8 protein-coding genes and 2 rRNA genes (1 of these 10 running past the window's edge) are annotated in these 12,041 nt (G+C 59.0%); 7 read left to right on the top strand and 3 right to left on the bottom strand.

What is annotated here, in order from left to right:
* The 5 genes from ACA057_RS26645 to ACA057_RS26625 all read left to right on the top strand — a co-directional run.
* Window positions 1-1,494: ribosomal RNA gene (locus ACA057_RS26645) — 23S ribosomal RNA — on the top strand (it extends 1,398 nt beyond the left edge of the window).
* A 172-nt stretch (window positions 1,495-1,666) separates the two neighbouring features.
* A 5S ribosomal RNA gene (rrf, locus tag ACA057_RS26640) occupies window positions 1,667-1,782 on the top strand.
* Window positions 1,783-1,931: 149 nt separating this feature from the next.
* Window positions 1,932-2,591 carry a paraquat-inducible protein A gene (locus tag ACA057_RS26635; RefSeq protein WP_095130325.1) on the top strand — a complete coding sequence of 220 codons (660 nt, stop codon included), beginning with the start codon at window positions 1,932-1,934 and terminating at the stop codon, window positions 2,589-2,591.
* Window positions 2,578-3,201 carry a paraquat-inducible protein A gene (locus tag ACA057_RS26630; RefSeq protein WP_401360662.1) on the top strand — a complete coding sequence of 208 codons (624 nt, stop codon included), beginning with the start codon at window positions 2,578-2,580 and terminating at the stop codon, window positions 3,199-3,201. The genes ACA057_RS26635 and ACA057_RS26630 overlap by 14 nt, the downstream gene beginning before the upstream one ends.
* On the top strand, window positions 3,194-5,497 hold the full coding sequence (locus tag ACA057_RS26625; protein ID WP_497343657.1) for a PqiB family protein: 2,304 nt from the start codon (window positions 3,194-3,196) through the stop codon (window positions 5,495-5,497). Before ACA057_RS26630 ends, ACA057_RS26625 begins: the two co-directional genes overlap by 8 nt.
* 189 nt (window positions 5,498-5,686) lie before the next feature.
* On the opposite strand, the gene mksF is transcribed toward ACA057_RS26625, so the two are convergent.
* The 3 genes from mksF to mksB are packed head-to-tail and all read right to left on the bottom strand — an operon-like array spanning window position 5,687 to window position 10,492.
* Window positions 5,687-8,527, bottom strand: a complete 2,841-nt coding sequence (gene mksF, locus ACA057_RS26620; RefSeq protein WP_497343655.1) for an Mks condensin complex protein MksF — start codon at window positions 8,525-8,527, stop codon at window positions 5,687-5,689.
* A complete protein-coding gene (gene mksE / locus ACA057_RS26615) occupies window positions 8,524-9,225 on the bottom strand; it encodes an Mks condensin complex protein MksE (RefSeq protein WP_497343653.1) in 702 nt (233 codons plus the stop codon). Before mksE ends, mksF begins: the two co-directional genes overlap by 4 nt.
* Window positions 9,215-10,492, bottom strand: coding sequence for an Mks condensin complex protein MksB (gene mksB, locus ACA057_RS26610; RefSeq protein ID WP_497343651.1), 1,278 nt, complete (start codon window positions 10,490-10,492; stop codon window positions 9,215-9,217). The genes mksE and mksB overlap by 11 nt, the downstream gene beginning before the upstream one ends.
* Window positions 10,493-10,731: 239 nt before the next feature.
* On the opposite strand from mksB, the gene ACA057_RS26605 reads away from it, so the two are divergent.
* Both ACA057_RS26605 and rimI read left to right on the top strand, forming a co-directional pair.
* Entirely contained in the window at window positions 10,732-11,472 is a 741-nt protein-coding gene (locus ACA057_RS26605) for a P-loop NTPase family protein (protein ID WP_497350028.1), read from the top strand.
* A complete protein-coding gene (gene rimI / locus ACA057_RS26600) occupies window positions 11,465-11,917 on the top strand; it encodes a ribosomal protein S18-alanine N-acetyltransferase (protein ID WP_008145534.1) in 453 nt (150 codons plus the stop codon). Before ACA057_RS26605 ends, rimI begins: the two co-directional genes overlap by 8 nt.
* Window positions 11,918-12,041: the final 124 nt, after the last annotated feature.

The raw sequence follows: 12,041 nt of genomic DNA, 5'->3' as shown, positions 1-12,041 counted from the left end.
TTATTGCGATGGAGGGACGGAGAAGGCTAGGCCAGCTTGGCGTTGGTTGTCCAAGTTTAAGGTGGTAGGCTGGAATCTTAGGTAAATCCGGGATTCTAAGGCCGAGAGCTGATGACGAGTTACCCTTTGGGTGACGAAGTGGTTGATGCCATGCTTCCAAGAAAAGCTTCTAAGCTTCAGGTAACCAGGAACCGTACCCCAAACCGACACAGGTGGTTGGGTAGAGAATACCAAGGCGCTTGAGAGAACTCGGGTGAAGGAACTAGGCAAAATGGCACCGTAACTTCGGGAGAAGGTGCGCCGGTGAGGGTGAAGCATTTACTGCGTAAGCCCATGCCGGTCGAAGATACCAGGCCGCTGCGACTGTTTATTAAAAACACAGCACTCTGCAAACACGAAAGTGGACGTATAGGGTGTGACGCCTGCCCGGTGCCGGAAGGTTAATTGATGGGGTTAGCTAACGCGAAGCTCTTGATCGAAGCCCCGGTAAACGGCGGCCGTAACTATAACGGTCCTAAGGTAGCGAAATTCCTTGTCGGGTAAGTTCCGACCTGCACGAATGGCGTAACGATGGCGGCGCTGTCTCCACCCGAGACTCAGTGAAATTGAAATCGCTGTGAAGATGCAGTGTATCCGCGGCTAGACGGAAAGACCCCGTGAACCTTTACTATAGCTTTGCACTGGACTTTGAATTTGCTTGTGTAGGATAGGTGGGAGGCTTTGAAGCGTGGACGCCAGTTCGCGTGGAGCCAACCTTGAAATACCACCCTGGCAACTTTGAGGTTCTAACTCAGGTCCGTTATCCGGATCGAGGACAGTGTATGGTGGGTAGTTTGACTGGGGCGGTCTCCTCCTAAAGAGTAACGGAGGAGTACGAAGGTGCGCTCAGACCGGTCGGAAATCGGTCGTAGAGTATAAAGGCAAAAGCGCGCTTGACTGCGAGACAGACACGTCGAGCAGGTACGAAAGTAGGTCTTAGTGATCCGGTGGTTCTGTATGGAAGGGCCATCGCTCAACGGATAAAAGGTACTCCGGGGATAACAGGCTGATACCGCCCAAGAGTTCATATCGACGGCGGTGTTTGGCACCTCGATGTCGGCTCATCACATCCTGGGGCTGAAGCCGGTCCCAAGGGTATGGCTGTTCGCCATTTAAAGTGGTACGCGAGCTGGGTTTAGAACGTCGTGAGACAGTTCGGTCCCTATCTGCCGTGGACGTTTGAGATTTGAGAGGGGCTGCTCCTAGTACGAGAGGACCGGAGTGGACGAACCTCTGGTGTTCCGGTTGTCACGCCAGTGGCATTGCCGGGTAGCTATGTTCGGAATAGATAACCGCTGAAAGCATCTAAGCGGGAAACTAGCCTCAAGATGAGATCTCACTGGGACCTTGAGTCCCCTGAAGGGCCGTCGAAGACTACGACGTTGATAGGTTGGGTGTGTAAGCGCTGTGAGGCGTTGAGCTAACCAATACTAATTGCCCGTGAGGCTTGACCATATAACACCCAAGCAATTTGCTGACCCTTCTTTATAAATGAAAAGGGACACCAGATTGCGGTGTGTGAAGACGAAACGAACCGAAAGTTCGAGATCTTGCAAAACACCGAAAGCTATCACTTACCCAATTTGCTGAAGCGCGGCCAGCCGGCCACGACTCGGTACCCGAATTTCTTGACGACCATAGAGCATTGGAACCACCTGATCCCATCCCGAACTCAGCAGTGAAACGATGCATCGCCGATGGTAGTGTGGGGTTTCCCCATGTGAGAGTAGGTCATCGTCAAGATTAAATTCCGAAACCCCTATCTGCGTATGCAGGTAGGGGTTTTGTTTTGCCCGCTGGAAAAGCGTGATCGAACCACAGCACAAATTTGCACAGTTATTTTCGATCCGTGACACTAGAATAGGTCCAACTTTTTCGGAGCCAGAGCCTTTATGCCAGATCCGGTTGACGCCCCAGGGCTGTCAGAATTACCGCTGGACGACTTGGTGGCGTGTCATGAGTGCGATTTGCTGATGCGCAAACCCGAACTCGCCCATGGCGAGAAAGCGCTGTGCCCGCGCTGCGGCTACGAGCTCTACGCCCATCGGCATAACGTTGTGCAGCGCAGTCTCGCCTTGGTCCTCGCTGCTCTGTTGTTGTACATCCCGGCGAACTTTTTACCCATCATGCAGCTCCATCTACTCGGGCAGTCGTCGCACGATACTGTCTGGAGCGGGGTTGTCGGGCTGTTCGATACCGGCATGCAGGGCGTAGCCGTCGTGGTGTTTCTCTGCAGCATGGGGATCCCACTGCTCAAGCTGCTTTGCCAATTGGTCGTGCTATTGAGCATTCGCTTCGACATCGGGCGCAGCTACGGCTTGCTGCTCTACCGCATTTACCACCACCTTCGGGATTGGGGAATGCTCGAGGTCTACCTCATGGGCGTACTGGTGGCGATTGTAAAACTGGCAGATATGGCAGCCATTACCGTAGGTCTGGGTCTGGCATGCTTTATTGGTTTGTTGTTGGTCCAGGTCTGGTTGGAGGTCGTGATGTCGCCTCATCAGATCTGGCAGGCTTTATCAGGAGAGGATGCCCATGCGGGCGATTGATGCGGGCATTCTGATTTGCGCCGAATGCCATGAATTGAACAAGCAGGAAGCTGATACCGACGAGCAGGTCTGTACCCGTTGTGGTGCGCTGGTTCACGCCCGTCGTCCGAACAGTGTGACGCGTACCTGGGCGCTACTGGTGACTGCAGCTGTCCTCTACATCCCGGCCAACGTGCTGCCGATCATGACTGTCAGCTCACTGGGGCAGGGTGATCCGAGCACCATCATGTCCGGTGTGATCCAGTTGGTTCAGCACGGCATGATTCCGATTGCTGCGGTGGTTTTCATCGCCAGTATCCTGGTGCCCACGTTCAAACTGGTGGGCATCGGGTTGCTGCTGTTTTCCGTGCAGCGCCGCCAGCCGCTCTCGGCTCGCCAACGCATCTGGATGTACCGCTTTATTGAGTTCATCGGCCGCTGGTCGATGCTCGATATCTTTGTGATTGCCATCCTGGTGGCGGTTGTGAATTTTGGACGGCTTGCCAGCGTCGAAGCCAATCTAGGCGCCATCGCTTTCGCCAGCGTGGTGATTTTGACGATGCTTGCCGCAGTAACTTTCGATCCCCGACTGATTTGGGATAACACGGAGTCGGACGACGACCATGACTGATTTGCCTACAGCGAAAACCCGACCGGCCTCGAACTGGTCAGCCATCTGGGTGCTGCCCCTGATTGCCTTGATCATCGGCGGATGGCTCGGCTGGCGTGCCTACAACGAGACCGGTATCGAGATTCAGGTGCGCTTTGAAAGCGGTGAAGGCATTCAGGCCAACAAGACCGAAGTCGTCTACAAAGGCATGTCGGTCGGCAAGGTGAAAACCCTCAAACTCGATGACGAAGGCGCCTCCAAAGGGGTGATCGCCACCGTCGAAATGAACAAAGACGTCGAGCCTTATCTGCGGACCAGTACGCGCTTCTGGCTGGTCAAACCGAGCGTGACCCTGGCCGGTATCACTGGCCTGGAGACGCTGGTCTCGGGTAATTACGTGGCGATCAGCCCCGGTGAAGGCGAGCCCACTCGCAAGTTCAAGGCCCTGGCCGAAGAGCCTCCACTGTCGGACGCCCAGCCTGGTCTGCACTTGACCATCAAGGCTGACCGCCTCGGCTCGCTGAACCGCGGCAGCCCGGTGTTCTACAAGCAGATCAAGGTCGGCCAGATCAAAAGCTACTTGCTGTCCGAAGACCAAAGCACGGTTGAGCTCAAAGTCTTCATCGAGCCCACTTACGCCAAACTGGTGCGCAAACACACACGTTTCTGGAACGCCAGCGGCATCAGCATCGACGCCAACCTGTCGGGTGTAAAAGTGCGCAGTGAATCCCTTGCGAGCATCGTCGCTGGCGGTATTGCGTTCGCCACGCCGGAAAACCGCAAGGACAGTCCGCCCACCGACCCGAGCCTGCCGTTTCGTCTCTACGAAGATTTCGATGCGGCCGCCGCCGGTATTCGGGTCAAGGTCAAACTCAGTGACTTCGAAGGCTTGCAGGCTGGCCGCACACCGGTGATGTACAAAGGCATCCAGGTGGGCAATCTCAAAGCTCTGAAGATCGATCCGGACCTGTCCGGTGCCACCGCCGAATTGACCCTCGATCCACTGGCCGAGGATTATCTGGTCGAAGGCACTCAGTTCTGGGTGGTCAAACCGTCGATCTCCCTCGCCGGGATCACCGGCCTGGAAGCCCTGGTCAAAGGTAACTACATCGCCGTTCGCCCCGGTGACAAAGGCGCAGCACCGCAACGCGAGTTTGTAGCGCGGCCCAAGGCGCCGCCGCTGGATCTGCGTTCGCCGGGCCTGCACCTGGTGTTGTTCACCGAGAACCTCGGTTCGCTGGAAGTCGGTAGCCCGATTCTCTACAAGCAGGTCAAGGTCGGTTCGGTCCAGAGCTATCAATTCTCCCGGACCAAGAAGCAGTTGGTGATCGGTGTTCACATCGAGAAGGAATACGAAGGGCTGGTCAACGCCTCGACGCGGTTCTGGAATGCCAGCGGTATCACGCTGACGGGTGGACTGACCGGCGGAATCCAGGTCAAAAGTGAATCGCTGCAAAGCCTGATGGCCGGCGGTATTGCCTTCGAAACCCCGGAAGCCAAGGCGCCGTTGCAGAAGCGCATCCCGCGTTTCCGTCTATTTGCCAGTCACGACGATGCGACGCAAAAAGGCGCGGTGGTGACGATCAAGGTTGATCGCGCCGATGGCCTGCGCAGTGGCACGCCGATCCGATTCAAAGGCCTGGATGTCGGCAAGATTGAAGATGTCGATCTGAGTGACGATCTGCAATCGGTGCTGTTGACTGCACGCATCACCGAAGTGCCAGAGCGTATTGCTCGGGTTGGCAGTCAGTTCTGGATCGTCAAGCCTGAACTGGGCCTGATCAAAACCTCGAACCTTGAAACGCTGGTCACCGGGCAATACATCGAAGTGCAACCGGCGGCGAAAAACCTCGGGCCACAGAAGAACTTCGTGGCCCTGGCCAACCCGCCAGAGAGCGCGAAGTCTGAAGCCGGCTTGAGCCTGGTGCTGAGCGCGGCTCGTCGTGGTTCGTTGAAAACCGGCGTTCCGGTGACGTATCGCGAAGTCACCGTGGGCAAGGTGACCGGCTATGAGCTGGGCCAGACGGCGGATCGTGTGTTGGTGCACATTCTGATCGAGCCGAAGTACGCCGCATTGGTGCGCAGCGGCACCCGGTTCTGGAACACCAGTGGTTTTGGTTTCGACTACGGTTTGTTCAAAGGCGCGACGATGCGGACCGAGTCGCTTGAGACGCTGATCCAGGGTGGCATTGCGTTCGCCACGCCGGACGGTGACCGTATGGGCAGCCCGGCGCGGGCTGAACAGACATTCCCGTTGTTCGACAAGTTTGAAGATGAATGGCTGACCTGGGCGCCGAAGATCGCCATCGGCAAATAGTTAATTGGCGTCTGTGATGACGCCTTCGCAGGCAAGCCCGCTCCCACATTTGACCGAGTTGTCTGAACCAATACGGTCAAAAATGTGGGGCTTGCCCGCGAAGAGGCCCTGAAGAACGCTGAAAGACTTGCCCACAAAAAAGGCCGCGATCCATTGGATCGCGGCCTTTTTCGTTTCTAACGGTTCAACTCAAACCGCATCCAGCTCCGGCTCATCCGCCTGCGCCACAACGGTCGCTTTCACTTCATCGTGACGACGAATGTACTTCCAGTCCGCCTCGTCGATGTAGATCCCGTTCGGTCCGCTGCCGCCTTCCAGGTCAATCGCCACACTGGCGCAGACCTGCGGCTTCACACTCGCCAGGATTGGCACGAAGCCCAGTTGCAGGCTGGTTTCCAGCAGCGCGGCCTGGTTCTTCTCGTCGATGTCCGCCGCCTCGTCGAGGTAGTACGGCAGGCGCACGCGACCGGCCTGGTCGCGGTCCATCAAGTGCAGCAACAAGTACATGTTGGTCAGCGCCTTGATGGTCATGGTGGTGCCGTTGGACGCCGCGCCGTCGATGTCGGTGTGAATCACCGGTTGACCGTTGACCTTGGTGATCTCGAACGCCAGTTCAAACAAATCCTTGAGACCAAGCTGGTTGTGGTTCGCCGCGACCAGCCGCGCCAGGTATTCCTTGGCTTCTTCGTTCTTGTTGTCCTGATCGGCGCTTTGGCTCAGGTCGAAGACGGAGAGGGTTTCGCCTTCTTCGTACTGGCCGGCGCTGTGGATGATCTGGTCAATGTGCTTGAGCGCTTCCTTGTTCGGCGCGAGCACGATGCGGAAGCTCTGCAGGTTGGAGACCTGACGCTTGTTGATCTCGCGGTTGAACAACGCGAGTTGGTGTTCAAGGCTGTCGTAGTCGCTGCGAATGTTGCGCAGGGTCCGGGCGATGTCGGTGACCGCCGCACGACGTGCCTTGCCGAGGGTCAGGGCTTCGTCGGTGCGGTGCGCGTAGGCGTTGATCAGCAGTTGCAGGCGACGCTCCATATCGTCTTCGCTGTCGAACTTGGCCACACCCTTGAGACGGACCTGAGCGTACAGCGCCTCGATCTGACCATCGCTGCGTTGCAAACCCTGCCAGCTGTCCTGATAGTCGTTGAGCAGCGGCAACAGGTTATCCATGGAATCGTCGATCGGGTCCATGAACGGCGTACCGAACGGTAGATCTGCCGGCAACAACTGACGGCGGCGCAAGGCGTCGTCAAGGGTGCGTTGCTTGGCTTCCATGTCGCCGATCTGGCGGCCGACCAGTTGCAGCTTGGCCGACAGTTGCTGGACACGCTCGGTGAAGGCGTCGCTGGAACGCTTCAATTCGTCTTGTGCGGCTTCCATCTGCGCCAGTTGTTCCAGCTTGTCGCCTTCCTCGGCGCTCAGGGTTTGCGCGCGACGGAAGTCTTCCAGGGCTTTCTGCGCGTCCAGCACTTGCTGGTACAGCGCTTCGGTCTGGGTTTTGCTCGCGGCGCGGTCGGCGGCCACGGCCGCCTGGGTTTTAAGCTGCTTGAGTTCTTTCTCCAGGCGCTCTTTCTGATCGCGCAAGGCCGCGCGGTCAGCCAGGGCTTGCAGCGCTGGCGGTTCGATGTGCGACAGGTCGATGGACAGGCCCGGCACTTCGAAACGCTCGCCTTTGAAGCCGTCGAGGATCAGCTCCATGGATTTGACCCACTGACCGTCCTCGTCCAGCGCAATACCGTGCTCGCCCAGCGGCAGGCTGAACAGTGCGCTGTTGAACAAACGCATCAGGCGTTCGACGTCCTGCTGCGAGAACTCTTCACGCAAGCGGGCGTAGCTGTTGTTGTCGGCGTGATCGAGTTGCTGCTTCACCGACTTCAGGCGTTTTTCCAGATCGCGCAGACGTTCTTCCAGGTCTTCGGCGCTGAACTGCCGCGACTGGGCCAGCGCACCGGCCAATTCGTCGTGCGCATCCTTGGCGGCGAGCAATTGCTGCTCAAGGACTTTGACGTCAGTGATCAGGGCGAAGCGATGCTTGAGCACCGACAGTTCGCCGAGCCAGCGCTGGATGCCGGAGATTTCCCGCTCCAGACGCATCAGCTCCTGAGTGCCGCCGCGCTGATCGTTTTGCAGCGCGTCCTGCTCGTTGCGGTAATGCTCGGCTTGAATCGTCAGCTCTTCCTTGCGCGCACTGGCGTAGTCGGACCAGGTGCCGAGCAAGGAATCGAGCAGAGGCGAGATCCGGTGTAATTTGCCGCGCAGGATATTGCGCTGGGTCACGCCTGCCGCGAGGGCTTCGACCAAGGGGCCGGCCGTGACCAGCGAGTTGTAGTCCTGCTCCATGCGTCGTACATCGCGAAACGCTTCTTCGCACGCGGCGATGTAGTCGACACTGCCGGAACGCAGGCTGTGTTCGAAGGCATCGAGGAACAGCTGCTTGAGTTTGGCCGCGGTGATTTCGCGCATGTGCAGCAGGTTGATGAACAATGCGCGGAAGGTTTTCAGGCTCTGCTCGCTGGTGGAGCGCAGCGGGATCAGCGTCAGGTCCAGCGGTATCGAGGTGTGACCGCCAACCAGCAAACGACGCAGTTCGTCGGGCTTCAGTTCGTAGGCTTTCAGGCCTTCGCGCTCAAGGTTGGTGAACAGTTCTTTCTGGCGCAGGCAGGTATCGTTTTTCTGGTAATGCGCCAGGTCCAGTTTGCCGGCGTAGGCGAAGAACTGGTGACCGAAACCGCCGCCCGGGCCGCGACCGACCACGCCGATCACATGGGGGCCGTGGGGCAGCGAGACTTCAACCAGAATGTAACTGGTGTCCGAGGCGAAGTAGAAACGCCGGGATTGTTCGAGGCTGTACTTGCCGAAACTCATGTCCGACATGCGCGCCAGAATCGGGAACTGCAAGGCGTTGATCGAGGCAGATTTACCGAGGTTGTTCGCGCCGTAAACCGACAGAGGTTCTTCCAGCGGGAACAGGCCGAGGCTGTAACCGGCGGTGTTCAAAAGGGCGAAGCGGCGAATGCCGTAGCGTTCCTTGCTCATGCGTCGGTCTCCTGTTCTTCGGCAATGGCACGGGCCATGGCGTCTTCTTCGCTTTCTTCTTCGAAGTCACTCAGATCGAGCGGGTCATCGGTTTCCAAGAGCTTTTCGTCGCTGTCGTCATCGATCAACACCGGCGCCGGCAATGGCAGCACGCTGTGCAGGCTCGCCGCCAGGTCACGGTCCTGCTGGACCGACAGGCACACATCAAGGAAGCGGTGCATCGGAGGCAGGAAACGGTAGATGCCGTTTTCTTCGCCGGCGAAGCCGAGCTGAGTCATGCGACGCATGATTTTTTCTTCGAGTTCTTCGACGGTCTGCACTTCGGCCTGGATGAACAGGTCTCGGTACTTTTCCAGCAACGACGGCAATTCATCGCGGCCGAGGCTGCCACCGTCGAGCACGGCGACCGGGTCGCGGCCCTGATCGGCCAGGTGCTCGACGAGGATGAAGGTGAACAGCGCCAGACGTTGCGCAGTCTTGTTCACCGCAGCCGCAGCGAGGTCCGGTACAAAGTAATAGAAACCACGGGTGTCGCAGACCAGTTCAAAGCCCAAGGCCCTGAACAGCGTGCGGTATTGATCCTGGAAATTCGACAGTTGCGCGTACAACTCAGGGTCGCGGCGGCTGACGTGGTAGCCCTTGAACAGCTCGCGAAAGATCGGCGCCAGCTGGGACAGTTCGGATAGATCAAGATGCATGTGGGGTGCTCGCAGAATCCTCGGCGGCGCAGTCGCCAGCCGAGAGCAGGGCGAAGGAGCGCAGGCTGACCTGATGCTCGTGAGTGTGGTAATCGCGACGTTCCAGACGCTCGCGTTTGAAGCGTTTTTCCCGCGACAGGCGCGAGAACCAATAGAGCAATTCGTCGGTGGCGCCGTCCGGTTCCTGCTCCAGCAACCAGGTCATCAGGTCCGGCATCGGCAGGGCGTCTTCGCAGCGTTCGAGCATTTCCCGAACGGTCCGTGGCGCGCGTGGCGCTTCGCCTTTCTGCGTCTTGTGGGCCTTGGGGAAGCGCGCTGGTTTCGGCTCGAAACGGGCCAGTGCGTACACGTAGGCTTCGACCTGACTGGCGCTGCCGAGAAAGGTGCTTTGCGGCCGGGTGAACATCGGCATCGCCGCTTGCGGCACGGCATCGATGCCTTTACGGCGAATGGCCGACAGCGCCAGCGCCGCGCCACGGGTCACAGCGTTATGGCGGCGGGCTTCTTCACGCAGCGGCAGCAGCAGTTCGCGGGCGTGGCGCAGGGTCAGCTGGGCGCTGGTCTGCATTTCGAGGATGCGCGCATGGGTGCGCAGCAGCATGTCGTCGTCGACCAGATGGCCGAGACGCTGCTGTTCGGTGAGCATCTTCAGCAGCACGTTCTCGACCTTGCGCACGCCTTGTTCGAAGGCGCCGTCGGCGTTCACCAACTGAATCATCGGCTCGACGTATTCGTCCCACGTCGCCAGCACTTCCGCGTAACGCTGACGCAACGGGATCTGCCGGTCGCTGGTCTTGGCGCGCTCGGCGACGGCCACCAAGGCCTGTTCGTCGTTGGCGAGTTTCTTCAGAACATCGCGTACGCGCATGTCCAGCAGGCGCAATTGGCGCGCGAGGTCGTGGCCGTCGCGGATGTCGAAGGCGTCCTGGATGTAACCGGCCAGGCGTTCGAGGTGGCGCAAATAGGCTTCGATTTCCAGGCACAGGCCCAACCGATGCTCACGGCGCAGGTAAGCGAGGAAGTCGTGAATCTGCGCATTGAGCTCGAAACGGTTCGGGCTTTTCGCCACGGGGACCAGAATGTCGAGGCGGATCCACACGTCCAGCAGGCTGGTGATGTCCTGCGGCATACTGTCGAGTTGCTGGGCGGCCAACTGTGAACGCAGTTCGTTGAGGCTCAGGGTGCCTTGGTCGAAATGCTCGCACAGTGGCTCCAGAAGTGCCCAGTGTTCAGCGAGGGCGCGCAAGACGCGCTTGGGTTCGATCATCGGGATGGCCGGCTGGTTGGCGATTAAAAGCCGCGATTGTACTGCATCACAGGCGCGTCGATTCACTCTCGGGACGGGCTGTCGCCATTTTTGATCGGTGGAAAGACTATCGGTGAAGTCTATCGATCAACAGCGCGGGCGATCTTCAGCGAAGGGCGGTAGAATCAGCGCACTTTAAGTTATCCACAAGTGGCCGACCTTTGCTTATCGAGTCTCGTCGTCGCGCTTATTTGACCGCCATGCAGGTGGTCAACTGGCTGCCGCGCACTGAATTGCCCTTCGCCGCGCCCTCGCGCCCCGAACTGCTGGCGCTGCCTGAGCCGTTGGTCGTCGCCCCGGTAGCGCCGGCGCCAGTGGCCGAAGCGCCCGTGGAGCCGGTTATCAAACCCGCCGAACGGGTGAAGATCGAGGTGCCGCGGCCATCGTTGGCCAGCACGCGCACCAACGCCAAGGTCGAAGAAGAGGCTGCGCCGGTCGTGGCCAAGGTGACGGTCGTGCCGCCACCGCGCTTTGCCCTGCAATTGCTGCGGGCCGGGCGCTGCCTGTTGCTGGTGGAGTTACCCACAGGCGAACCGTTCCAGACCCGCGACCCCGCTTACATGTTGCTCAAGGACATGCTGCGCGCCGCCGGTCTGCCGGACAGCCCGCAGATCGTCGGCGAGCCGGTGCGTTGGCCGCTGCTGGTCCGCGGCACCATGGACCAAGGCCCGGAAGCCGCTCGCGACTTCGTGCAAGGTTTTCTCTCGGCCCGGCTGGAAGACGCTCCGTGCGTCTGCCTGTGGCTGATCGGCCTGCCGGCGGTGCGTTTTGCCGGTGAGGCGAACGCCGAATCCTTCAACCGTGAACTCCAGGTCGAAGGCCTGGGCTCGGTCTGGGCCCTGCCGGGCCTGGAATTATTAATGGAAGAGCCACAGCGTAAGGCTGATGTCTGGCAAGCCATGCGTCGGCTGATGGCGCGTTGGAAAGAATCGAATGAGTGACGCTGTATCTTTTCGCCCGATGACTGAGGCGGACCTGGACGCTGTACTGAAAATTGAATACGCGGCCTACAGCCACCCGTGGACCCGCGGGATTTTCCTCGATGGCCTGGGCAAGTATCAGATCTGGCTGATGTTCGAAGGGCAGCAACAGGTCGGCCATGGTGTGGTGCAGATCATTCTCGATGAGGCGCACCTGCTGAACATCACCGTCAAACCGGAAAACCAGGGCCGTGGCCTGGGTTTGACGCTGCTTGAGCATCTGATGTCCCGGGCGTACGACGCCAAGGCGCGAGAGTGTTTCCTGGAAGTGCGCGACAGCAACCGTGGCGCGTTCAAGTTGTATGAGCGGTACGGGTTCAACGAGATCGGCCGGCGTCGGGATTACTACCCGGCGGTGGGTGGGCGTGAAGATGCGGTGGTGATGGCCTGTACTTTGGTGGATTGAACCTTTTGAAAGCTTCGCGGGCGAGCCTCGCTCCTACAAGGTTTTGGCGTCCACAGATGTTGTGTTCGGCGAAAAACCTGTAGGAGCGAGGCTTGCCCGCGAAGGCGTCTTATCAGGCGCTAAA

The sequence above is a fragment of the Pseudomonas sp. LBUM1661 genome (assembly GCF_059695925.1).
This window is presented reverse-complemented; position numbering and strand designations above follow the sequence as displayed.

Excerpts from the sequence above, each read along its gene's own strand:
- ACA057_RS26635 (WP_095130325.1), top strand. The coding sequence starts at position 1,932 with ATGCCAGATCCGGTTGACGCCCCAGGGCTGTCAGAATTACCGCTGGAC.
- ACA057_RS26630 (WP_401360662.1), top strand. The coding sequence starts at position 2,578 with ATGCGGGCGATTGATGCGGGCATTCTGATTTGCGCCGAATGCCATGAA.
- ACA057_RS26625 (WP_497343657.1), top strand. The coding sequence starts at position 3,194 with ATGACTGATTTGCCTACAGCGAAAACCCGACCGGCCTCGAACTGGTCA.
- mksF (WP_497343655.1), bottom strand. The coding sequence starts at position 8,527 with ATGAGCAAGGAACGCTACGGCATTCGCCGCTTCGCCCTTTTGAACACC.
- mksE (WP_497343653.1), bottom strand. The coding sequence starts at position 9,225 with ATGCATCTTGATCTATCCGAACTGTCCCAGCTGGCGCCGATCTTTCGC.
- mksB (WP_497343651.1), bottom strand. The coding sequence starts at position 10,492 with ATGATCGAACCCAAGCGCGTCTTGCGCGCCCTCGCTGAACACTGGGCA.
- ACA057_RS26605 (WP_497350028.1), top strand. The coding sequence starts at position 10,732 with ATGCAGGTGGTCAACTGGCTGCCGCGCACTGAATTGCCCTTCGCCGCG.
- rimI (WP_008145534.1), top strand. The coding sequence starts at position 11,465 with ATGAGTGACGCTGTATCTTTTCGCCCGATGACTGAGGCGGACCTGGAC.